This window comes from Buttiauxella massiliensis, assembly GCF_902500225.1.
In the GTDB taxonomy this organism is placed as follows: Bacteria; Pseudomonadota; Gammaproteobacteria; order Enterobacterales; family Enterobacteriaceae; genus Buttiauxella; species Buttiauxella massiliensis.
In genome coordinates this window covers 129,693-152,847 of record NZ_LR722649.1, presented here as the reverse complement: position 1 = coordinate 152,847, position 23,155 = coordinate 129,693, and the positions used below count along the sequence as shown (strand labels likewise).

17 protein-coding genes are annotated in these 23,155 nt (G+C 51.4%); 9 read left to right on the top strand and 8 right to left on the bottom strand.

Going from position 1 to position 23,155, the window contains the following annotated elements; genetic code table 11:
- From lsrD to lsrA, 3 genes are read right to left on the bottom strand one after another with little or no spacing between them, the layout of a single operon-like run.
- The gene (gene lsrD / locus GC128_RS02995; RefSeq protein WP_151993036.1) at nt 1-1,002 is read right to left on the bottom strand and encodes an autoinducer 2 ABC transporter permease LsrD; all 1,002 of its coding nucleotides are present in this window, start codon (nt 1,000-1,002) and stop codon (nt 1-3) included.
- Complete coding sequence (lsrC, locus tag GC128_RS02990; RefSeq protein WP_151993035.1) at nt 1,003-2,034, bottom strand: autoinducer 2 ABC transporter permease LsrC; 1,032 nt, start codon at nt 2,032-2,034, stop codon at nt 1,003-1,005. It abuts the gene before it with no gap.
- A complete protein-coding gene (lsrA, locus tag GC128_RS02985; protein ID WP_151993281.1) occupies nt 2,031-3,512 on the bottom strand; it encodes an autoinducer 2 ABC transporter ATP-binding protein LsrA in 1,482 nt (493 codons plus the stop codon). The genes lsrC and lsrA overlap by 4 nt, the downstream gene beginning before the upstream one ends.
- Nucleotides 3,513-3,743: 231 nt before the next feature.
- Between lsrA and lsrR the strand changes: the two genes are divergently transcribed.
- The 3 genes from lsrR (at nt 3,744) to GC128_RS02970 (ending at nt 8,553) form a co-directional block, all read left to right on the top strand.
- A complete protein-coding gene (lsrR, locus tag GC128_RS02980) occupies nt 3,744-4,715 on the top strand; it encodes a transcriptional regulator LsrR (RefSeq protein WP_151993034.1) in 972 nt (323 codons plus the stop codon).
- A gap of 29 nt (nt 4,716-4,744) precedes the next feature.
- On the top strand, nt 4,745-6,325 hold the full coding sequence (lsrK, locus tag GC128_RS02975; RefSeq protein WP_151993033.1) for an autoinducer-2 kinase: 1,581 nt from the start codon (nt 4,745-4,747) through the stop codon (nt 6,323-6,325).
- A 209-nt stretch (nt 6,326-6,534) separates the two neighbouring features.
- Entirely contained in the window at nt 6,535-8,553 is a 2,019-nt protein-coding gene (locus GC128_RS02970) for an oxidoreductase (protein WP_151993032.1), read from the top strand.
- On the opposite strand, the gene rlmG is transcribed toward GC128_RS02970, so the two are convergent.
- Nucleotides 8,550-9,686 (bottom strand): 23S rRNA (guanine(1835)-N(2))-methyltransferase RlmG, encoded by a 1,137-nt coding sequence (rlmG, locus tag GC128_RS02965; RefSeq protein WP_151993031.1) that lies wholly within the window; start codon nt 9,684-9,686, stop codon nt 8,550-8,552. The two genes, GC128_RS02970 and rlmG, sit on opposite strands and share 4 nt — an antisense overlap.
- Before the next feature lie 116 nt (nt 9,687-9,802).
- Here rlmG and GC128_RS02960 point away from each other — a divergent pair, with 116 nt between their 5' ends.
- The gene (locus GC128_RS02960) at nt 9,803-10,303 is read left to right on the top strand and encodes a M48 metallopeptidase family protein (RefSeq protein WP_151993030.1); all 501 of its coding nucleotides are present in this window, start codon (nt 9,803-9,805) and stop codon (nt 10,301-10,303) included.
- Between the two features lie 78 nt (nt 10,304-10,381).
- On the opposite strand, the gene GC128_RS02955 is transcribed toward GC128_RS02960, so the two are convergent.
- Nucleotides 10,382-12,031 carry a glycerone kinase gene (locus GC128_RS02955; RefSeq protein WP_151993029.1) on the bottom strand — a complete coding sequence of 550 codons (1,650 nt, stop codon included), beginning with the start codon at nt 12,029-12,031 and terminating at the stop codon, nt 10,382-10,384.
- A gap of 136 nt (nt 12,032-12,167) precedes the next feature.
- On the opposite strand from GC128_RS02955, the gene GC128_RS02950 reads away from it, so the two are divergent.
- Nucleotides 12,168-13,670 carry a helicase HerA-like C-terminal domain-containing protein gene (locus GC128_RS02950; protein WP_151993028.1) on the top strand — a complete coding sequence of 501 codons (1,503 nt, stop codon included), beginning with the start codon at nt 12,168-12,170 and terminating at the stop codon, nt 13,668-13,670.
- Between the two features lie 147 nt (nt 13,671-13,817).
- Here GC128_RS02950 and lptG read toward each other — a convergent pair whose 3' ends face one another.
- Together lptG and lptF are read right to left on the bottom strand one after the other, a co-directional pair.
- Nucleotides 13,818-14,897: an LPS export ABC transporter permease LptG gene (lptG, locus tag GC128_RS02945; RefSeq protein WP_151993027.1), complete on the bottom strand. Its 1,080-nt coding sequence runs from the start codon at nt 14,895-14,897 to the stop codon at nt 13,818-13,820.
- Nucleotides 14,898-16,001 (bottom strand): LPS export ABC transporter permease LptF, encoded by a 1,104-nt coding sequence (gene lptF, locus GC128_RS02940; protein ID WP_151993026.1) that lies wholly within the window; start codon nt 15,999-16,001, stop codon nt 14,898-14,900.
- A gap of 277 nt (nt 16,002-16,278) precedes the next feature.
- Between lptF and pepA the strand changes: the two genes are divergently transcribed.
- From pepA to GC128_RS02925, 3 genes are all read left to right on the top strand, one after another.
- On the top strand, nt 16,279-17,790 hold the full coding sequence (gene pepA, locus GC128_RS02935; protein WP_151993025.1) for a leucyl aminopeptidase: 1,512 nt from the start codon (nt 16,279-16,281) through the stop codon (nt 17,788-17,790).
- Nucleotides 17,791-17,865: 75 nt separating this feature from the next.
- Complete coding sequence (locus GC128_RS02930) at nt 17,866-18,324, top strand: DNA polymerase III subunit chi (RefSeq protein WP_034459595.1); 459 nt, start codon at nt 17,866-17,868, stop codon at nt 18,322-18,324.
- Between the two features lie 6 nt (nt 18,325-18,330).
- Complete coding sequence (locus GC128_RS02925) at nt 18,331-21,186, top strand: valine--tRNA ligase (protein ID WP_151993024.1); 2,856 nt, start codon at nt 18,331-18,333, stop codon at nt 21,184-21,186.
- A gap of 69 nt (nt 21,187-21,255) precedes the next feature.
- On the opposite strand, the gene GC128_RS02920 is transcribed toward GC128_RS02925, so the two are convergent.
- The gene (locus GC128_RS02920) at nt 21,256-22,443 is read right to left on the bottom strand and encodes a YjgN family protein (RefSeq protein WP_151993023.1); all 1,188 of its coding nucleotides are present in this window, start codon (nt 22,441-22,443) and stop codon (nt 21,256-21,258) included.
- 170 nt (nt 22,444-22,613) lie between these two features.
- On the opposite strand from GC128_RS02920, the gene GC128_RS02915 reads away from it, so the two are divergent.
- Nucleotides 22,614-23,117, top strand: coding sequence for a GNAT family N-acetyltransferase (locus GC128_RS02915; RefSeq protein WP_064513981.1), 504 nt, complete (start codon nt 22,614-22,616; stop codon nt 23,115-23,117).
- Nucleotides 23,118-23,155 lie beyond the last annotated feature (38 nt).

Sequence of the window (23,155 nt, the reverse complement as noted above, 5' to 3'; positions counted from 1 at the left end):
TCACACTCCCGTTAGTTTTCTGTTACCGCGCAAACGACGCCACGCCGCTTGTAGATATTCGCGGTGCAAACTCACCGAACGACCAATGACCACCACAATCAACAGCGCACCGGACAACGCACTCGATACCTGATTAGGCACGCCAGCCATCTGTAAACCTTGTTGCAAATACCCGACTAATAACGCCGCCAGCGCGGTACCTAAAATCGAACCGGAACCGCCATAAATATTCGCCCCACCCAGCACTGCCGCCGTTAGAGCAGGCATTAACAGGTCACGCCCTAAATCAGAGCGCGCCGAACCGAAATACGAAACCAGCACAATCGCCGCAATAGCCGACGCCAACCCCACCATGCCGTAGACGCCATACAGTGAGCCGTTCACCGGCAGTGCCGCATAACGCGCCGCACGCGGGTTTTGCCCAATTAGAAAGATATGGCGACCAAAGCGTGCGCGGTGGGTCAGTAGCCAGAAAATCAACGTGATAAAGGCAAACATCACCAGCGGAATGGGGAGACCGAAAAGCGTCAGATTGGAGAAGTTGGTAAATGCATCCGGAAAGCCACCAATACCTTCATAACCCGTCGCACCCGCCATACCGGAAAGCAGCAATGCCGCTCCGCCGAACAGATAAAGCGTGCCGAGCGTGATAACCAGCGGGCTGATGCCGGTGTAGTGAATCAATGCCGCATTAAACAATCCGCACAGCAGGCCGACTGCCAGGGTCAAAATTATGGCCACAGATATTGGCAAACCCGCCTGCAACATCACCCCCAGCGCAATAGCGCACAGGCCAATCGTTGAGCCCAACGAAATATCAATGCCACCGCTGATGATCACAAGCGTCAGCGGCAGCGCCACTATGCCGATGCAGATAAAATCGCTGGTGCTAAACAGCAGCATATTGATATCTAACATGCGTGGGTTAATTGCTCCGAACAGCAAGATTTCAGCCACCAGAATAAGAAGCAGCGCCACTTCCCAGTTGAGTTTTAGCTTCATCTACGCCACATCCTTTTTCTTACGAGGAAAAGGCCGCACATTTTTCGCACCCGGTAATGGCGGTACAAAACGGCTGTATTTTTGCGCCCGCTGATGGTGCGCCAGTGCCTGGCGTAACCGCCCATCCAGCACTAGTACGCCGAGTAAAACCAGACCTGCAATAAAGTCATTCCACCAGGCAGGGAGTTTGAAGAGCACCAGAACGGTGTCGATTTGCGTCAGGAAAAATGCGCCGAGAAATGCACCAATGACCGTTCCAGTACCACCAAGCAGAGAGATACCGCCCAGCACACAAGCTGCGATAGCTTTCATCTCCAGCCCGCTGCCGGTTTGATTAGGTACAAAACCAATTTGCGAAGCGAAGATAATCCCGGCGATAGCCGCCAGCATGCCATTGAAAGTGAATGCCATAAGACGGGTGCGGTTTACCGAAACACCAAGCTGGCGAGCAGCGGCCAGGTTGTCGCCAACAGCGTAAAAATCACGCCCGAAAGCGGTTCGTGCAAATACCCAGGCAGCGATAGCCACTAAAGCAAGAACCGTAAAACCAAGCGGGGAAATCCCCAAAGCGACGGGTTCGGAGAGCGATTTCAGATTAGGGGGCAGTCCTTCAATCCATTTGCCTCCTGTCCATAACAACATACCGCCGCGATAAAGCCCGAGCGTACCAAGCGTTGCTACAATCGCGGGAATGCGCAGCCAGACGACTAAAATCCCATTAAAGAAACCCGCCACCGCGCCAATCAACAAGGCAAAAAGCATCGATACCGGCAAGCTGAAGCCGCTGTTAAGCGCCACGCCGACAGCAATTGCACACAGCCCTACAGTAGACCCCACGGAAACGTCGATATTGCGCGTCAGCATCACCATCGAAGCCCCTACCGCCAGTAGGATCAGGATCTGAGCGCTGGTGAATATCATGCTTAGCGTTTGCAAGCTGAAGTAGCTGTGATTGAGTGCGACCAACACGCCAAATAGGGCAACTATCGCCAGCAGCGCGCTGAGTTCACGGTTGCGCAGCAATGTTTTCATGCTTTACCTCCGCCAAACGCCATACTCATCATGCGATCCACAGTGATTGCAGGCTTACGTAACTCACCATTCATGGCGCCCTGGTGCATCACCAGCACGCGATCCACAAGCCCGCTGAACTCATCAAGATCGGATGAGATCATCAGCACCGCAACATTTTGCGCCGCCACACTTTTGATCAACTGATAGATATCCGCTCGCGCCGCCACATCCACACCGCGCGTTGGCTCATCAATGATGAGCAGCAGCGGATTGGCTTCAAGGCATCGCGCCAGCAGGACTTTTTGCTGGTTGCCACCGGAAAGCGTGCGCACCGTCTGCCCGGCATCGTTGAGTTTGATCCCAAGCGCCCGGTGGTAACGTTCCACTATCGCGGACTCCCGCCTGCTTTGTTGCCACAGGCCCGACTCATTCAGCACCACTGTATTCCAGCGGATCGGCGCATCAAGGAATAGCCCGGAAACCTGGCGATCCTCTGGCAAGTAAATCAGCCCACGATCGAGCCGTGATTTGGTACGATCGCCGCTGATTTCGCGATTTTCTAAATAAATATGTCCACCGCGAACCGGGCGTAAACCATAGAGCGTTTCTGCCAGTTCAGTACGCCCGGATCCCACCAGTCCGGCCAGGCCTACGATCTCACCTGCATACAGTTCAAAACTAAGATCGATAAATCCCTCACCGGTCAGCTCCTCTACGCGCAGTACCGGAAAATCCTGTGGTTCGGTGCGACGATTTCCCGGCAATGCCAGCCACAATTTTTGTGTATCGCTTAACGCGTGTTGGCGATCGTTCGGTGTCATGGCATTAATCAGCTGCTCATCAAGAAGCTGCGCAGTTTCACCTTGTAACACTACGGCACCGTCACGCATCACTGAGATATGGCTGGCAAGCTGGCGAATTTCCGGCAATTTGTGGGAGATAAACACAATGCCCACTCCAAGACTTTGCAAAGCGCGGATCTGGCGAAATAGCCGTTCGGTTTCGCCAGGTGTAAGGGACGCGGTAGGCTCGTCCAGGATCAGGATCTTCGCTTCACGCATTAAACCGCGCAGGATCTCGACCATCTGTTGATCGGCAACTTCCAGCGTGCTGGCTGTAGCGCTAAGTGGGATCTGACATTCAAGCTGCTGCATTTTCTCTTGCAGGCGCTTTTCCATATCATTTTGCCGCGGCAGCCGAAAAAGGATGTTCTCGCGCACCGTCAGATTGGGGAACAGCATCGGTTCCTGCGGCACAAGGTAAATGCCTAACTCATGCGCCTGACCTGGTTTGAGCCGCCCAAATGCTTTGCCTTGTACCTTCAGTTCACCGCTATCTGGGGTTTCCACACCGGCAAAAATCTTCATCAGTGTGGATTTCCCTGCCCCATTACCGCCCAGCAATGCGTGGACCTGCCCTGCATACAGAGCAAAATCAATGGCTTTGAGCACGCTCACACCAGAAAACTGTTTGCTTATCTGTTGTGCTTCAAGCATTGCGGTGGTGTTTGGCATCGTCACTCCACAATTGAACAAAAGAGAAATTGAATTAATAATGTTCAAAAGCGTAGACGCCGGGTAATTTTTACAACAGGGCAGAGATCACAAAATTTTTAAATAGATCAGCTAAACCATTTGCATCTGAAAATGATCTTTTTGCCGTGTGCTTCACATTTTCTTGCCCCGCACCTTCGAACATATGATCTAAATTTTAATAAGAGTTCACTTATGAGCGATAAACGAGCAGCAGAAGAAGGGAAACTAGCAGCACTCCCCATGGCCGAAGAAGAGCTATTGGCACGCGTGGCCTGGTCTTACTACCACGACGGCCTGACACAGAATGACATTGGTGAGCGGCTAGGGCTGCCACGTTTAAAGATTTCACGCTTGCTGGAGAAAGGGCGTCAATCTGGGGTGATTCGCGTACAGATTAACTCGCGTTTTGAAGGATGCCTGGCACTGGAAACCCAGTTGCAGCAGCGATTCGGCCTCAAAATTGCGCGTGTACTTCCCGCGCATAACACCCCGCCGATGAACACGCGGTTAGGCATTGGCGCAGCGCAATCACTGATGGGGATTCTGGAACCGGGGCAGTTGCTGGCGGTGGGATTTGGTGAGGCAACGATGAATTGCCTCCAACATTTGAGTGGTTTTATCAGCTCGCAACAGATTCGTCTGGTAACACTTTCCGGCGGTGTTGGGCCATATATGACCGGCATCGGCCAATTGGATGCAGCATGTAGCGTTAGCATGATTCCGGCACCACTGCGGGTTTCATCGCCACAAGTGGCGGAGATTTTACGCATGGAGTCGAGCGTGCGGGATGTCATTCTCGCAGCCACGGCCGCTGATGTCGCCGTGGTGGGTATCGGCGCTATCAACCAGAAGCGAGATGCAACCATCTTACGTTCCGGTTATATCAGCGAGGGAGAACAACTGATGTACGCCCGCAAAGGTGCTGTGGGCGATATTCTTGGCTATTTCCTGCAAGCGGATGGCGAACTGGTGGAAGCTCTGGAAATTCACCGCGAACTGCTTGGCGTAACGCTCGACGACCTGGCGCATCTTCCAACCATTGTGGGTGTCGCGGGAGGCGTGGACAAAGCGGACGCTATTTATGCCGCACTTCGAGGCCTGCGAATAAACGGCCTGGTGACGGAAGAAGAGACTGCGCGGGCGGTGTTAGCTTTGGCTAATTAACCTCGCGCCTTAGCTTGCGGGGATAATCAATGAGTTACTTGTTGGCATTAGACGCTGGGACGGGCAGTATTCGCGCCGTCATCTTTGATACTTCAGGCCACCAGATTGCCGTCGGCCAGGCTGAATGGAAACATTTAAGCATCACCGATGTCCCCGGATCGATGGAGTTTGACCTCTCAACCAACTGGCAGCTTGCCTGCCAGTGCATTCGTGAAGCTCTCCAAAAAGCACATCTTCCACCTGGTGCTATCAGCGCAGTTTCCTGCTGTTCAATGCGCGAAGGGATCGTGCTCTACGATCGTAACGGCGATCCTATCTGGGCATGTGCCAACGTTGATGCCCGCGCCAGCCGTGAAGTCAGCGAACTTAAAGAGATCCACGATTTCCAGTTTGAATCCGAGGTTTATCATGTTTCTGGTCAAACGCTGGCGCTAAGCGCGATGCCGCGCCTGTTGTGGCTTGCGCATCACCGTCCGGATATTTATCGCCAGGCCGCGACCGTGACCATGATCAGCGACTGGCTGGCAGCAAAACTCAGCGGCGAGCTGGCGGTTGATCCTTCTAATGCGGGTACAACAGGAATGCTTGATCTGGCGACCCGTGACTGGCAACCGTCACTGATGGATATGGCTGGATTGCGGGCAGATATTCTCTCGCCAGTTAAAGAAACCGGTACGGTACTTGGTGGTGTAACGCAAGAAGCGTCACAGCAGAGCGGTTTACTGGCTGGCACTCCGGTGGTTATGGGGGGTGGCGATGTGCAGCTAGGTTGTGTCGGTCTTGGCGTAGTACGCGCCGGACAGGCGGCAGTTTTAGGCGGTACGTTCTGGCAGCAGGTAGTGAATCTGCCTGCTATCAAAACCGATCCAGAGATGAATATCCGCATTAACCCCCATGTCATCAGCAACATGGTGCAGGCGGAATCCATCAGCTTCTTCACCGGCCTGACGATGCGTTGGTTCCGGGATGCCTTCTGCGCTGAAGAAAAACTGCTGGCAGAAAGGCTTGGCGTAGACACTTACGCCCTACTCGAAGATATGGCTGCGCGAGTTCCTGCGGGCTCTCACGGCGTGATGCCGATTTTCTCCGACGCCATGCATTTCAAACAGTGGTATCACGCGGCACCGTCGTTTATTAACCTCTCAATCGACCCCGAAAAATGCAATAAAGCGACACTATTCCGGGCATTAGAAGAGAATGCTGCGATTGTCTCTGCGTGCAATCTTGAGCAGATTTCCGGTTTTTCTGGCATCCAGTTTGAATCATTGGTATTTGCAGGCGGGGGTTCTAAAGGGGCGTTGTGGAGCCAGATCCTGAGTGATGTAACAGGGTTACCAGTGCGTGTGCCCGTCGTTAAAGAGGCGACGGCACTCGGTTGTGCTATTGCCGCAGGCGTAGGTGCTGGATTGTTTAACGACCTTGCCGAAGCGGGTGAGCGTCTTGTGCAATGGCAACGCGAATTCACGCCAAATCGGGCGCACCGTGAGCTGTATGACGAGATGAAACGTAAATGGACGAAGGTGTATGCCGACCAGCTCACGCTGGTGGATAGCGGTTTAACCACTTCGATGTGGCAGGCTCCAGGTCTGGTGATGCGCCCTTCTCTTTGACGGAAAGGTCAGTTAGCTATGCCCTCTGGAATAAGAAGAAAATATCTTTTCCAGGGGGAAGATTTAAATCCTTTGCCCTTGCGGAAAACCTCATCGTTCTTTGAATCACGTCACAATCATCAGACAACTTTCCCACATTTACGCTACATCCCGCTAAATTACTAACTCATCCGACCACATAATAATAATGACCTTTTCAGGAAGAGAATATGAGCTATCCGTCGCTGTTTGCCCCGCTAGATCTGGGTTTCACCCAGCTTAAAAACCGTGTGCTGATGGGTTCGATGCATACCGGACTTGAAGAACATCCGAATGGCGCCGAGCGTTTAGCCGCCTTTTATGCCGAGCGTGCGCGTCACGGTGTGGCATTGATTGTGACTGGCGGCATTGCCCCTTCCCCTTCAGGTGTTGGCGTGGAAAGCGGCGCTGTACTCAACAATGAAAGCCAACTAGCTCATCACCAGATCGTGACCGACGCCGTGCACCGTGAAGGTGGGAAAATTGCCCTGCAAATCCTGCACACAGGGCGCTACAGCTACCAACCAAACCCAGTCGCCCCTTCCGCTATTCAGGCTCCAATTAACCGGTTTAAGCCGCATGCATTGACCCATGATGAAATCCTCACGCTGATTGAAGAGTTTGCTCAGTGTGCGAGCCTTGCGAAGCAAGCCGGATACGACGGCGTGGAAATCATGGGTTCCGAAGGTTATTTGATTAACCAGTTTCTGGCGGCAAGAACCAACCAGCGCGATGACGAGTGGGGTGGCGACTACACCCGACGCATGCGTTTTGCTATCGAAGTGGTACGCGCAGTTCGTGAAAGAGTTGGGATTAATTTCATAATTATTTACCGCCTGTCGATGCTCGATTTAGTAGAGGGTGGCGGTACTTTTGAAGAGGCTGTTCAGCTTGCCAAAGCCATTGAAAATGCAGGCGCGACGCTGATTAACACGGGTATTGGCTGGCACGAAGCGCGTATTCCAACCATCGCAACACCTGTGCCACGCGGTGCATTCAGTTGGGTAACGCGCAAACTAAAGGGCCAGGTTTCGATACCGTTGGTCACAACCAACCGAATTAACGATCCGCAAACAGCCGAAAGGATCCTTGCCGAAGGTGACGCCGATATGGTGTCGATGGCACGGCCATTCCTCGCCGATGCCGAGTTTGTTTCCAAAGCCGAGCAAGGGCGTGAAGATGAGATCAATACCTGCATCGGCTGTAATCAGGCGTGTCTGGATCAGATTTTCCTCGGCAAAGTCACTTCCTGCCTGGTGAACCCGCGCGCCTGCCATGAAACAAAAATGCCTGTTGTACCTGCCGCCGTGCTTAAAAACCTGGCAGTGGTGGGAGCCGGTCCCGCAGGACTCGCTTTTGCGATCAACGCCGCGGCACGTGGCCACAAAGTGACATTATTCGATGCCGCTTCAGAAATCGGTGGGCAGTTTAATATTGCCAAGCAGATCCCCGGCAAAGAGGAATTTTACGAAACGCTACGCTATTACCGCCGCATGCTGGGGCTGACGGGCGTTGAAGTTCGCCTTAATCAGTACGTCACCGCGCCAATGCTCAAAGAGTTCGACGAGGTTATTCTCGCCTGCGGCATCGAGCCACGCCTGCCGCTTATTGACGGCATCATGCATCCTAAAGTCCTCAATTACATCGATGTGCTACGCGAGAAAGCACCAGTGGGTAACCGTGTGGCAATCATCGGTGCTGGCGGGATTGGCTTTGATACCGCGATGTATTTAAGCCAGGAAGGGGAATCCACCAGCCAGAACATCGCAGAGTTTTGCGTGGAATGGGGTATCGATACTAGCCTGCAACATGCGGGCGGTTTACGCCCGGAAGGCGTACATCTACATAAAAGCCCACGTCAGATTGTGATGCTGCAGCGCAAAACCAGTAAGCCAGGCGAAGGGTTGGGCAAAACAACAGGCTGGATCCATCGCACAACGCTGTTAGCGCGTGGCGTGAAAATGGTGGCGGGTGTGACTTACGAAAGAATTGACGATGAAGGGCTGCATATTACGGTCGGTGGAGAGTCGCAGACGCTGGCGGTCGATAACGTGATTATTTGTGCCGGTCAGGATTCACGTCGTGAACTGGTTGAGCCGCTGCGTGAACTGGGGAAAACACTGTATTTGATTGGTGGTGCGGATGTGGCGATGGAGCTGGATGCCCGGCGCGCAATCGCGCAGGGCACCCGTTTAGCGCTGGAAATTTAGCGAAGACGGCCTAGTTTCACGGCTTTTAATACGACGAATTTCTTGTTCGTAGCCACGGTGTCACAGTTACCGAAGATCTTCTTCAGTTTGTGGTAGTAATCCAGGTGGCGGTTAGCAACGATGTATAGCTCGCCGCCATTTTGCAGGCAACGACGGGCGTGGTGGAACATTTCCCACGCAACCTGATCGGTCAGGGCATGCTGCTGGTGGAACGGTGGGTTGCACAGAATGGTGTTAAAACGGTATGGCTCAACACCGGACAATGCGTTATTAATCATGAACTCGCAGCGTTCCAGGTTTTCTGGCATGTTGAATTCGATGTTCTTGCGGCTAGATGCCACGGCCATCGGTGATTCATCAACAAATACCACTTTCGCATCCGGGTTCTGATCCAACAGGTGCAGGCCGACCACGCCGTTACCACAACCTAAATCAACAATTTCACCTTCAAGGCCTGTCGGCAGATTCTCAATAAAGAAGCGAGCACCAATATCCAGACCAGTACGGGAGAATACGTTAGCGTGGTTATGAATCGTCCACGGCGTGCCTTCCAGTTTCCAGTTCAGCGTTTCGGGTACTTCTTTAATTGCCGGAGCATTGAACGTCGTGTTGATCAGACGCGCTTTTTTCCACGCAAGCGTCGTGGTGGTTGGCCCAAGAATCTTTTCAAACAACTCGATAGTTGAGTTGTGAATATCACGCGTTTTTGCACCCGCGATAATACGTGTTTCAGGGGTCACAACATGGCGCAACGCACGAAGCTGTTGCTCAAGCAGTGCCAGCGTTTTAGGGATCTTAATCAGGACCACGGCTGGCGCTTCTGGGTATTTAACGGTGCTATCAAGGAACGTTACGTTGGATTCAACGATGCCGTTCTCACGCAAGTTCTCACGGATAGCCAGTTCGCTAAGATATGAGTCACTGATGCTGTATGGCTTGTGTTCAGCCAGCACGCAAGCCAGCGCCCCGAAAGTGTCGTTAAAAATCAGGACCGGGCCACTGATTTCGATTTCGTCCAGTTGCTGCAAAAGATAGTCATCGGCAGCTTCCCACGCCTGTAGTGGGTTAACGTCGTCCGTTTCTGGAAAACGTTTTAGTGTCAGTGAACGGAAACCGTCGTCTAATTGGCTCATCGGCCCTCCTGGATGGTAAAATTTCTGCTTATCCCCGAATGGGGGCGTGAGTATACCCTTTTTTTTCCTCAAACTGCGCAACTGCCTTTTGAAAGACGTCGAGCGAGCGAGATCTAATGAGCAATTTAACCTACCTTCAAGGCTATCCCGAGCATTTGCTCGCACAGGTCAGAACATTGATTGCGGAACAACGTCTGGGCGAGGTGCTGCAAAAACGGTATCCGGATACGCACAACATCACGACCGATAAAGCGCTATATGCGTGGACGCAAGATCTGAAGAACCAGTATCTGCGCAATGCGCCGCCGATTAATAAAGTCGCCTATGACAGCAAGATCCATGTTTTGAATAACGCGCTGGGTCTGCATACTGCGGTTTCGCGCGTTCAGGGGAACAAGCTGAAAGCCAAAGCGGAGATTCGTGTCGCGACGGTATTTAAGAATGGGCCAGAAGCCTTTTTGCGCATGATTGTGGTTCACGAACTGGCGCACCTAAAAGAGAAAGATCACAACAAAGCATTCTATTCGCTGTGCTGCCATATGGAGCCGCAATATCACCAACTGGAGTTTGATACACGGCTTTGGTTAACGCAGATGGCATTGAACGGGCAGGCTTGAGCAACATCTATCTCCTGCCAAATCATGCAATTGTAGGTCGGATTAGCGCCAGCGACATCCGACACAATCACAATGCAATTACTTCAACCCGGCAAATACCGCCGCAATCGCCACCGCACCAGGATCTTTCACCCCTTTCAGGTTATCGCTGTTCACGTATGACGAGCGCCCGGCATTGGCTTTGTGCATTTGCGCCGTTGCCTCCGCACCATCTTGTGCAGCCTTCACAGCAGCGTTCACAGCAGCGTTCAGGTCGCTATCTTTGAGCGCTTCAAGTGCAGGCTGCAAGGCATCAATTAAGGTACGATCTCCCAACTCGGCCCCGCCGTAGCGTTTCATTTGCTCAAGGCCAAACAATAACGCATCTGCAATTTTTTGCTTTTTAGCGACTTTTTGCCCGGCTGCCGTAAAGAAAATAGACATCAGCACGCCGCTTGAACCACCCATGACTGTTGCCAGGCGTTCTCCGACTAACTCCAGGAGTGCTGCGGTATCATTTAATGGCAGCTCTCCGTCATCGTTAAGCTGCGCGATATCTCGCGCCCCCAGTGCAAACGTGGAGCCGGTGTCACCATCCCCGACTTTAGCATCCAGGGCATTCAACACTTTTTCCTGCTCAATAAGCGTCTGCGTGATGCGGCCTACCAGTGCTTTAACCGTGTCGTTTTCCGACGCTTTTGCATGCGTTCCCTCGCGAATGACGCTGTGTTTTTGCATCGGCATCGCATGGAGTTTTACCATTGGGTGCCAGCCTGTGGTTTCGACATCTGCTTGCAGCGCTTTAATAAATGTCTCATTCAGAGCAATGGCCGAGAGCGAAAAACCTTTCATATCGAGCGCGGTAACCAGCGGTGCAGGGCCAATCAAATAATCGATTTGCTCTTTCATTTCTGAATGCATCAACTCTTTAGTCAGGATGGCCATTTCCAGCGATGACACGCCGCCCAGGTTGTTGACCAGCACCGCAAGCCTTGCCTCTTTACCGGTTTTTTTACGCAAATGTTTTACCAGCGTAGCCACTGTTTTCTGGCTGTTCTGGCTGGCAACGGTGCTTGCTCCAGGTTCGCCGTGAATACCCAGCCCTAACTCAACGTGACCGCCTTTGATGCGCCCTTCTTCCTCGTTTTGATCGGGAAGATTGCAGGTTTGCATGGCGACACCGATGCTGGCAATACTGTCGCAGGCACTTTGCGCGATGTCTCGAACATCACTCAATGATTTCCCCTGCTCTGCGGCAAAGCCCGCAATTTTGTGTACCAGTACTGTCCCGGCAATGCCGCGTGGCTGTTTGTTATCGGGCAGCGAAATATCATCGCCAACAATAACCATCTCCACTTTCAGGCCGTGCTTTTTAGCTTTCTCGGCTGCCAGCCCGAAATTCAGGCGGTCACCGGTATAGTTTTTGACGATAAGCAGGCAACCACGGTCGCCAGTCACGGCCACAATGGCGTTTAATACCGCATCCACACTTGGCGAAGCGAACAGGTCGCCACATACCGCAGCGGTGAGCATCCCCTTACCAACAAAGCCTGCGTGCGCAGGTTCATGGCCCGAACCACCGCCAGAAATAATCGCTACTTTGCTTTTGTTCCAGTCTTTACGTACCACCACGCGAATAGCGGGATCGGTATCTAACCGGGCCAGGTTATGAAAACGAGAGCTGATAATCACGCCTTCGATGGCGTCGTCGACCATTTGCTGACGGTCATTAAAGAAGAATCTGGACATAGTTTCCCAACAATAAGTAATACATATGCAAAGCATAGCCTTTGCTGCGAGAGCTGCCGCAAACAAGGATTTTTGCGTGATGACGTTCCCTATCCACTTGCTATGCTTATGGAAATGTTGCCACAGGAAAATCACCATGACTGCGCCGCTCCTGATTGCCAGAACCACCGAACAAGAACTGCATCTGTTGCCCAACATGGCAAACCGTCACGGGCTAATAACCGGGGCTACGGGCACTGGTAAAACCGTGACGCTGCAAAAACTGGCCGAGTCATTTTCAGAAATCGGTGTGCCAGTATTTATGGCTGATGTAAAAGGCGACCTCACGGGTATTGCGCGAGAAGGTGCTGAATCCGAAAAGCTGCTCGCAAGGCTTGCCAAAATTGGTGTGACTGACTGGTCACCTCATAGCAATCCAGTTGTCTTATGGGATATTTTTGGCGAAAAAGGCCACCCGGTGCGAGCAACGGTGTCCGATCTTGGCCCATTGCTACTTTCACGCCTGCTCAACCTCAATGAAGTGCAGTCCGGCGTACTGCAAATCATCTTCCGCATTGCCGACGATCAGGGTCTATTGCTGCTCGATTTTAAAGATCTGCGCGCGGCGACGCAGTACATCGGCGATAACGCAAAATCGTTCCAGAATCAGTATGGCAACATTAGCAGTGCATCGGTTGGTGCCATTCAGCGTGGGCTGTTGCAGCTTGAACAACAGGGGGCCGAATATTTCTTTGGCGAACCGATGCTGGATATCAAAGACTGGATGCGCACTGATGCTAATGGTAAAGGAATTATCAATATTCTATCGGCCGAAAAGCTCTATCAGATGCCGAAACTGTACGCCGCCAGCCTGCTGTGGATGCTTTCGGAAATCTATGAGCAATTACCTGAAGCGGGCGACCTGGAAAAACCAAAACTGGTGTTCTTCTTCGACGAAGCTCATCTGTTGTTTAATGATGCTCCACAGGTATTGTTGGACAAAATCGAGCAGGTAATTCGCCTGATTCGTTCCAAAGGCGTCGGGGTCTATTTTGTTTCCCAAAACCCATCTGATATTCCGGATACCGTGCTCGGCCAGCTTGGTAACCGCATTCAACATGCGCTGCGTGCCTTTACGCCTAAAGATCAGAAAGCCGTTAAAACTGCCGCGCAAACCATGCGCGCAAATCCAAAGTTCGATACCGAAAAAGCAATTCAGGAGCTAGGAACAGGCGAGGCACTGATCTCTTTGCTGGATGAAAAAGGCAGCCCGAAGGTGGTTGAGCGAGCCATGGTTATCGCCCCTTGTTCACGGATGGGGCCGGTCACTGACGATGAACGCAACGGGCTTTTGAACCATTCACCGTTATACGGTAAATACGATGAAACGGTCGACAGGGAATCGGCGTATGAGCGCTTACAACAAGGTGTTCAGGCGGCAGGTGAGCAACAAAATGCACCACCCGCTAAAGGTGAATCAGTAGCCGTTGATGACGGCATTCTCGGCGGGCTGAAAGATATTCTGTTTGGCACTACAGGGCCGCGTGGCGGCAAGAAAGATGGCGTCGTGCAAACCTTGGCGAAGAGTGCGGCACGCCAGGTAACGAACCAAATTATTCGCGGAGTTTTAGGCAGTATTATGGGTGGGCGGAAACGGTAATTTCTACACGTTAACTATCTATACCCAAAATAATTCGAGTTGCAGCAAGACGGCAAGAGAGCAAATTCCCAGGAACTTACATAAGTAAGTGACTGGGATTTGCGAGTGCAGCCAACGCAGGTGCAGCTTGAAGTATGAAGGGTATTATTAGCCGGAGCGCTTCATCATCATCCACAGACTGATAAGGAAGAACGTCGCACTTGGTAACAACGCACCCAAAATCGGCGGGATGCTGTAAACCAGACTTAGCGGGCCAAAGATTTGGTCAAGCACGTAGAAGACGAAACCAAAGCTGATACCAGTGACAACCCGCACACCCATTGGCACGCTACGCAGTGGGCCAAAGATGAATGACAGGGCCATCAGCATCATTACCGCAACGGAGAGTGGCGCAAAGATTTTGCTCCACATGTTGAGCTGGTAACGCCCGGCGTCCTGGCCACTGGATTTCAGGTATTTCACATAATTGTGCAGGCCGCTGATAGAAAGCGCGTCCGGGTCCAGCGCCACAACACCTAGTTTGTCTGGGGTCAGGTTGGTTTTCCACTCACCGCTAACGGTTTGAGCACCGGTAATTTGCTTCTCATTTGTCAGGTTTGACTCATCAACCTGTGACAAACGCCATACCTTATGTTCTACATCGTACTGGGCCGATGCCGCATAACGAACAGATTGCAGACGACGCTCTTTGTTAAAACTATAAATACTCACGCCCGCCAAATCGTTATCGCCTTTAACGCGCTCGATATAGACAAAACTTTGGCCATCTTTAGCCCACAAGCCTTGCTGAGTTGTCAGCAAAGAACCGCCATACATCTGTTGTGCACGATAGTTACGGGCCATTTGTTCGCCTTGCGGAGCAACCCATTCACCAATCGCCATGGTCAGTAACACCAACGGAATAGCCGTTTTCATTACTGACAGCGCAATTTGCATACGCGTAAAACCAGAAGCTTGCATCACCACCAGTTCACTACGCTGCGCCAGCATCCCCAACCCAAGTAGAGCACCAAGCAGTGCCGCCATCGGGAAGAAGATCTGGATATCTTTTGGAATGCTAAGGACGGTATATACACCTGCGCCCATTGCTGAATAGCTGCCCTGCCCGGCCTTTTTCAACTGGTCGACAAACTTAATAATGCCCGACAGCGACACCAGCATGAACAGCGTCATCATGATGGTGGTGAAGATGGTTTTACCGATATATCGGTCGAGAACACCAAACATTTATGCCGCTCCTCGTGTTCTGCTAAAGCTTGCACGTAGCCGGCGCATAGGCACCGTATCCCACACATTGAGGGCAATCGCGATGGCAAAATAGACCAGGTTAACCAACCATATCCAGATCATCGGATCGATTTTCCCCTTCGCCGCATTCGATTTCAGCGAGGTCTGAAGCAGGAAGAAAATCAGATATAACAACATCGCCGGAAGCATTGAAAGCACTCGCCCCTGCCGTGGGTTCACCACACTTAATGGCACCACCATCAACGCCATAATGACAACGGCCATAATGAGTGTCAGACGCCAATGCAGTTCAGCGCGAGCATTTGGCGCATCGTTAGTCCACAGAGCTTTCATGTACATCTGACTGGAATCTTCAGGGTCAAGCGCCACCGTCTGGTGCCCTACAACCGCCTGATAATCCTTGAAGTCAGTAATACGGAAATCGCGCAGCAATGCTGTACCTTCAAAACGCGTACCGGTATTGAGCGTCACAACCTGCGAACCGTCAGGGCGTTGAAATAAATGGCCGGAATCCGCAACCACTACCGATGGACGCGCATTACCTTTCGGGCGCAACTGAGCGAGGAAAACGTCTTTAAAACTTGAGCCGTCAACGCTTTCAATGAACAAAACTGAGTTGCCGTCGGTCGCTTGCTGGAATTGCCCTTGAGCAAGTGCAGCCATACCAGGGTTAGCTTTGGCCTCAGCCAATACTTCGTCCTGATGACGAGAAGACCACGGCCCAAGCCACATTACGTTGACTGTTGCAATTGCACCGGTAAAGAGTGCGAGGATCATTGCAGCTTTGATCAGCACAGCTTTACTCAAACCACAGGCATGCATTACCGTGATTTCACTTTCGGTATACAGTCGGCCTAGCGTCATGAGCAGCGCAAGGAAAAGGCTAAGTGGAAGGATGAGCTGCGCCATTTCAGGCACACCAAGTCCTAACAGAGAAAGTACGAGGTTTGTCGGAATATCGCCGTCAACCGCCGCCCCGAGAATCCTGACCAGCTTCTGACAAAAGAAGATCAGTAGCAGGATGAAGAGGATCGCAAGTTGGCTTTTGAGCGTCTCCCGAACCAGATATCTTATGATAATCACATTAAATACGCCTGTGAAAACGAGTCTTTTTGCAGGAAAATCGCTTGTTTCATCGCTTATACGTCATTTATTCTCTTGAGTCGTCGAAAACATCGCTAAGATTAAAAAGCCCGGCATAATACTGACGCAGGGTGATTTAAATGACGTTGCCGAAACCGTAAAAAAACATACTCGTAAGATTAACACGAAGTCATCGCAACCGCGGAGATGAGTTACGAAAGCTTGCAATTCTAGCTGTAGCCACCGCCGTTGTCTTTAAGATTCAGGAGCGTAGTGCATGGAGTTCAGTGTAAAAAGCGGTAGTCCCGAGAAACAGCGTAGTGCCTGCATCGTTGTGGGAGTCTTTGAACCGCGTCGCCTGTCCCCGGTCGCCGAACAACTCGATAAAATCAGCGATGGCTACATCAGCGCGCTTTTGCGCCGTGGTGAGCTCGAGGGGAAACCCGGTCAAACTTTGTTGCTCCACCACGTTCCAAACGTCCTCTCAGAGCGCATTCTACTGATTGGGTGTGGCAAAGAGCGTGAACTGGATGAACGTCAGTATAAGCAGGTTATCCAGAAAACCATTAATACTCTGAACGATACCGGTTCAATGGAAGCCGTATGCTTCCTGACCGAGTTGCACGTAAAAGGCCGTAATACTTATTGGAAAGTACGCCAGGCAGTAGAAACGGCAAAAGAATCTTTGTATAGCTTCGACCAGTTAAAAACCAATAAAAGCGAGCCACGCCGCCCGCTGCGTAAAATGGTCTTTAACGTGCCAACCCGCCGCGAACTGACGAGTGGTGAGCGCGCCATTCAGCACGGTCTGGCGATTGCTGCTGGTATTAAAGCGGCAAAAGATCTTGGCAACATGCCACCAAACATCTGTAACGCGGCTTATCTGGCTTCCCAGGCGCGTCAGTTAGCTGATTCTTACAGCAAAAACGTTGTTACTCGCGTGATTGGCGAACAGCAGATGAAAGAAATGGGCATGCACTCCTACCTCGCAGTAGGTGATGGTTCCCAGAACGAATCGCTGATGTCGGTTATCGAATACAAAGGCAGCACCGACCCTGATGTGCGCCCAATTGTGCTGGTCGGTAAAGGCCTGACGTTTGACTCCGGCGGTATTTCTATCAAACCTGCCGAAGGCATGGACGAGATGAAATACGACATGTGCGGTGCGGCTTCCGTATACGGCGTAATGCGTATGGTTGCAGAGCTGAATCTGCCGATTAACGTGATTGGCGTGCTGGCGGGTTGTGAAAACATGCCTGGCGGGCGTGCTTATCGCCCAGGCGACGTGCTGACCACGATGTCCGGCCAGACAGTTGAAGTGCTGAACACCGACGCTGAAGGCCGCCTGGTTCTGTGCGATGTGCTGACTTACGTTGAGCGCTTCGAACCTGATGTGGTTATCGATGTGGCGACGCTGACAGGTGCTTGTGTGATTGCTCTTGGCCATCACATCACCGGTTTGATGTCTAACCACAATCCATTGGCTCACGAACTGATCGGCGCGTCTGAACAAGCCGGTGACCGCGCATGGCGTCTGCCTATTGCTGATGAGTATCAGGATCAGTTGGACTCAAACTTTGCTGATATGGCAAACATTGGTGGCCGTCCAGGCGGTGCAATCACCGCTGCCTGCTTCCTGTCGCGCTTTACCCGTAAGTACAACTGGGCACACCTGGATATCGCAGGTACCGCCTGGCGTTCAGGTAAAGCCAAAGGCGCAACCGGCCGCCCTGTAGCGCTGTTATCACAATTCCTGTTGAACCGTTCTGGGTTTAACGGCGAAGAGTAATTTAACGCCCTCACTCAAACCCTCACCCAAGAGAGGGTTTGAGTGAAACACCATTCAATAGAAAAAGCTGGCTTAATGAAAAACGCGACGTTCTACCTGCTCGACAACGACACGCCTTCCGGTGAGTTGAGTGCCGTTGAAGCGTTGGTGTGTGAACTGGCGGCAGAAAGCTTTCGTGCAGGAAAACGCCTGCTGATTGCTTGTGTTGATGAACAACAAGCTATCCGTCTGGATGAAGCACTTTGGCAGCGCGACGCGCACGCATTTGTCCCGCATAATCTTGCCGGTGAAGGGCCGCGTTATGGTGCCCCGGTAGAATTGGCCTGGCCGCAACGACGCGGTAGTTCTCCGCGCGATGTGCTGATTAGCCTGTTGCCACAGTTCGCAGATTTTGCCACCGCTTTCCATGAAGTGATAGACTTCGTACCTTACGAAGACACTCAAAAACAACTGGCCCGTGATCGCTATAAGGCGTACCGCGTTGCTGGTTTCCACTTGACTACGGCGACTCATACCCCGCCGGGAACGACATAGCAGACAATGGAAAAGACATATAACCCGCAAGATATCGAACAGCCGCTTTACGAGCACTGGGAACAGCAGGGCTACTTTAAGCCAAATGGCGACACCAGCCAGGAAAGCTTCTGCATCATGATCCCGCCGCCGAACGTTACCGGCAGCTTGCATATGGGTCACGCCTTCCAGCAAACGATCATGGATACCATGATTCGTTACCAGCGCATGCAGGGTAAAAATACTCTGTGGCAGGCGGGGACTGACCACGCCGGTATCGCGACCCAGATGGTCGTCGAGCGCAAAATTGCCGCCGAAGAAGGCAAAACACGCCATGATTATGGCCGTGACGCCTTTATCGACAAAATCTGGCAATGGAAGGCAGAGTCTGGTGGCACCATCACCCGTCAGATGCGTCGTCTCGGCAACTCCGTAGACTGGGAGCGCGAACGCTTCACCATGGATGAAGGCCTGTCCAACGCGGTGAAAGAAGTGTTCGTCCGCCTGTACAAAGAAGATCTGATTTATCGTGGCAAACGCCTGGTAAACTGGGACCCGAAACTGCGTACCGCAATTTCCGATCTGGAAGTTGAAAACCGCGAATCTAAAGGTTCTATGTGGCACTTGCGTTATCCACTGGCTGACGGCGCAAAAACCGCTGACGGCAAAGATTACCTGGTTGTCGCCACAACTCGTCCAGAAACCGTGCTCGGTGATACCGGCGTAGCAGTGAACCCGGAAGATCCGCGTTATAAAGATCTTATTGGCAAATTTGTTGTTCTGCCGCTGGTTAACCGTCTTATTCCAATCGTGGGTGATGAACACGCCGACATGGAAAAAGGCACCGGTTGCGTGAAAATCACGCCTGCTCACGACTTTAACGACTACGAAGTTGGCCGTCGTCACGCCCTGCCAATGATCAACATTCTGACCTTCGACGGTGATATCCGTGAGAGCGCAGAAGTGTTTGATACCAACGGCGAAGAAGCCGATGTGTATAGCAATGAGATCCCAGCTCAGTTCCAGAAATTAGAACGTTTCGCGGCGCGTAAAGCGGTAGTTGCTACGTTCGATGAAATGGGCCTGCTCGAAGAGATCAAACCACACGATTTAACCGTTCCATACGGCGACCGTGGCGGCGTCGTTATTGAGCCAATGTTGACTGACCAATGGTACGTGCGCACTGCACCTCTGGCGAAAGTCGCGGTAGAAGCAGTTGAGCAAGGCGACATTCAGTTCGTGCCGAAGCAGTACGAAAACATGTACTTCTCCTGGATGCGTGATATTCAGGACTGGTGTATTTCTCGTCAGCTGTGGTGGGGTCACCGTATCCCGGCCTGGTACGATGCCGAAGGCAATGTATATGTTGGCCGTGATGAAGCGGAAGTTCGCGCTGAAAACAACCTTGGCGACGACGTTGCACTGAATCAAGACGAAGACGTTCTCGACACCTGGTTCTCTTCTGGCCTGTGGACATTCTCCACCCTCGGCTGGCCTGAGAATACCGAAGCGCTACGCACCTTCCACCCAACCAGCGTGATGGTTAGCGGCTTCGACATCATCTTCTTCTGGATTGCGCGCATGATCATGCTGACCATGCACTTCATCAAAGATGAAGACGGCAAACCACAGGTTCCGTTTAAAACTGTCTACATGACCGGTCTTATCCGCGACGACGAAGGGCAGAAAATGTCCAAGTCCAAGGGTAACGTAATCGATCCACTGGATATGGTTGACGGTATCTCCCTGGAAGACCTGCTTGAGAAGCGTACCGGTAACATGATGCAGCCGCAGTTGGCTGAGAAAATCCGTAAGCGCACCGAGAAGCAATTCCCGAACGGTATTGAGCCACACGGTACCGATGCGCTGCGCTTTACGCTAGCAGCTCTGGCGTCTACTGGTCGCGACATCAACTGGGACATGAAGCGCCTGGAAGGTTATCGTAACTTCTGTAACAAGCTGTGGAACGCCAGCCGTTTCGTGATGATGAATACCGAAGACCAGGATTGCGGCTTTAACGGCGGCGAAATGGTTCTGTCTCTGGCAGACCGCTGGATTCTGGCGGAATTCAACCGCACTGTGAAAGCGTACCGTGAAGCGCTGGACAGCTATCGCTTTGATATCGCTGCCAACATTCTGTACGAATTCACCTGGAACCAGTTCTGTGACTGGTATCTGGAGCTGACCAAACCGGTAATGAACAGCGGCACTGAAGCGGAATTGCGCGGCACGCGTAATACGCTGATTAACGTGCTGGAAGGTTTGCTGCGTCTTGCGCATCCAATCATTCCATTCATCACTGAAACCATCTGGCAGCGCGTGAAGACCTTCAAAGGCATTACCGCAGATACCATCATGCTGCAACCGTTCCCGGCGTATAACAGCGCACAGGACGATGAAGCTGCGTTTGCAGATACCGAGTGGCTGAAGCTGGCAATCACCGCGGTGCGTAACGTGCGTGCTGAGATGAACATCTCTCCGGGCAAACCACTGCCAGTATTGCTGCGTAACGTCAGTGCAGAAGCGGAACGTCGCGTAAATGCGAACCGTACCTTCCTGCAAAACCTGGCGCGTCTGGAAAGCATCACCCTGCTGCCTGCTGATGATAAAGGCCCGGTTTCCGTGACCAAAATCATCGAAGGTGCAGAGCTGCTGATCCCAATGGCAGGCCTGGTCGACAAAGCAGTTGAGCTTGCGCGTCTGGACAAAGAGATGGCGAAGCTGGATGTTGAAATTACATCCATCGAAAACAAGCTGTCTAACGAAGGTTTTGTGGCGCGCGCGCCAGAAGCCGTTGTCGCAAAAGAACGCGAACGTCTGGCGGCATGCGGCGAAGCTAAAGTGAAATTGGCTGAGCAGAAAGAAACTATCGCTGCGCTGTAATTGAGTGCTTTGATATGAGAAGGCCGGGAGATTTCCCGGCCTTTTTTATGATGCCATCAAGCTTGAATGCTATAAATTAAGATTAGGTACCAGCCCACGTGAAATTCGGCTCACCACATCGGTGGCAATTTTATCGTCGTGATCCTGCAATTCCAAGTCATCTAAATCGCCATCAACCCAGGTGTTTTTTGCCAGATAGCGGCAGTAACGAATACGTGCCCACGGGTAGGCAATACCGAATGTGCAGAAAGTGATTAAGCCATTAATAACAAGCTGGCCAACAAATCCGGCTAATGTCAAAGTGGAGCGGAAAGCTATTTTTTCACTCAGCAATACGTGCTTATAATAATAATTACGCATCATCACGTATAAATAGCTAAAGCTAACGATGAGTCCAAACAGATAAATCAAATAACAAATCAGGATTGTTCCTTGAACTGATGCCAGCTCGTCCGGTGACATCATGCCGCCAGATAAAACAACGTGTACAATAGTCGGCGCTATTAACTTCAACACCAGCAATAAGAACGGCGTCAAAAGAAGCATCCCGATAATACTGAACATCACACATTTTTTGACACTGACAGTAGCCGCAAATTTTTGCGTTCCAAAGCTTAATCCATTGAATAATAAATTCAACCACATGCCGACGGCAACGCCCTGCACTGCACCAAACCCCAGGATGCCAACAATCATGGCAATAACAATCGTGATAACAATCCTCTCCATTTCAAACAAAGAGGCCGAACTTGCGGTATAGACAATCATCGAGCAGATTAAAAGCACACCTGCGAGCATTAATAATGGCGCACCCATCATCACCCACCAGGCTTTAAATCCTGATGCATTAAAATTGAACCGTACATTATTTAGCGTTGTTGATTGCAGCTGATAACGCAGACTTTGAATAACTAAATAGGGCATGAACAATATCAATATCGCTAACAGGCAAAATGACAAAGGACTGCTTTGTTTAATGATTGAAAATTCTAAAGCCCCAAAGAAAACAAAAAGGCAAAGCCAGCTTATGAATAGTGATCCACCTTTCACGTTGTAAGAAAATCGTGAGCCAGATAACTCGGTATTGCTGTAAATATAACGCTTACAACGCACGTAGGCCCACGGTGCAAAAATACCAAACGTGACAAGAGTGAGTAGAAAATTAACAATGCATACGCCAAAATAGCCGCTGCCTGTGCCTTGAAAAGTAATATTCCTTGAGTGGTTAACTTCTGGAGTTCCCTGCTGATCAAACATATCAATCCTTATTGAAAATGAAACACTTAACGGTCAGCATTTAACCACAGCAAGTTGCTTCGAAATAATCCGGTTCGGGATTTCCTCACTACTTTAGGAACTTGCTTATTAACTTTCACAGTGGTATTTAAATATTCAATATTTATCCCCATCATCAATGAGTCCACGCTATGAATCTTGCTGCTCCGGTTGAAATCGCACTGCGCCGGATAACCCCCCAGGACAATGCGGCCATCGCGCGCGTTATCCGCGAAGTCTCTGCTGAATACGGCTTAACCGCCGATAAAGGCTATACCGTGGCAGATCCGAATCTCGATGAGCTTTATCAGGTCTACAGCCAACCGGGTCATGCCTATTGGGTTGTGGAAGTGGATGGTGAAGTCGTCGGTGGTGGTGGTGTCGCGCCGTTAACGTGCAGCGAACCGGACATTTGTGAATTGCAGAAGATGTATTTCCTGCCGGTAGTGCGTGGCAAAGGGTTGGCAAAACGCCTGGCGTTGCAGGCAATGGATTTTGCCCGTGAAAAAGACTTTAAGCGCTGCTACCTGGAAACCACAGCGTTTCTGACTGAAGCCATCGCGCTGTATGAACGTCTGGGCTTTGAACATATTTCTGAACCACTTGGCTGCACTGGCCATGTGGATTGCGAAGTGCGGATGATTAAGTCTCTGTAACCGTTTAAACGGGTTTACTGAATTTATTCAATCCAGTA

Bases quoted from the DNA above. Each gene is read 5' to 3' on its own strand.
- lsrD (WP_151993036.1), bottom strand. From the start codon at position 1,002: ATGAAGCTAAAACTCAACTGGGAAGTGGCGCTGCTTCTTATTCTGGTG.
- lsrC (WP_151993035.1), bottom strand. From the start codon at position 2,034: ATGAAAACATTGCTGCGCAACCGTGAACTCAGCGCGCTGCTGGCGATA.
- lsrA (WP_151993281.1), bottom strand. From the start codon at position 3,512: ATGCTTGAAGCACAACAGATAAGCAAACAGTTTTCTGGTGTGAGCGTG.
- lsrR (WP_151993034.1), top strand. From the start codon at position 3,744: ATGAGCGATAAACGAGCAGCAGAAGAAGGGAAACTAGCAGCACTCCCC.
- lsrK (WP_151993033.1), top strand. From the start codon at position 4,745: ATGAGTTACTTGTTGGCATTAGACGCTGGGACGGGCAGTATTCGCGCC.
- GC128_RS02970 (WP_151993032.1), top strand. From the start codon at position 6,535: ATGAGCTATCCGTCGCTGTTTGCCCCGCTAGATCTGGGTTTCACCCAG.
- rlmG (WP_151993031.1), bottom strand. From the start codon at position 9,686: ATGAGCCAATTAGACGACGGTTTCCGTTCACTGACACTAAAACGTTTT.
- GC128_RS02960 (WP_151993030.1), top strand. From the start codon at position 9,803: ATGAGCAATTTAACCTACCTTCAAGGCTATCCCGAGCATTTGCTCGCA.
- GC128_RS02955 (WP_151993029.1), bottom strand. From the start codon at position 12,031: ATGTCCAGATTCTTCTTTAATGACCGTCAGCAAATGGTCGACGACGCC.
- GC128_RS02950 (WP_151993028.1), top strand. From the start codon at position 12,168: ATGACTGCGCCGCTCCTGATTGCCAGAACCACCGAACAAGAACTGCAT.
- lptG (WP_151993027.1), bottom strand. From the start codon at position 14,897: ATGTTTGGTGTTCTCGACCGATATATCGGTAAAACCATCTTCACCACC.
- pepA (WP_151993025.1), top strand. From the start codon at position 16,279: ATGGAGTTCAGTGTAAAAAGCGGTAGTCCCGAGAAACAGCGTAGTGCC.
- GC128_RS02930 (WP_034459595.1), top strand. From the start codon at position 17,866: ATGAAAAACGCGACGTTCTACCTGCTCGACAACGACACGCCTTCCGGT.
- GC128_RS02925 (WP_151993024.1), top strand. From the start codon at position 18,331: ATGGAAAAGACATATAACCCGCAAGATATCGAACAGCCGCTTTACGAG.
- GC128_RS02920 (WP_151993023.1), bottom strand. From the start codon at position 22,443: ATGTTTGATCAGCAGGGAACTCCAGAAGTTAACCACTCAAGGAATATT.
- GC128_RS02915 (WP_064513981.1), top strand. From the start codon at position 22,614: ATGAATCTTGCTGCTCCGGTTGAAATCGCACTGCGCCGGATAACCCCC.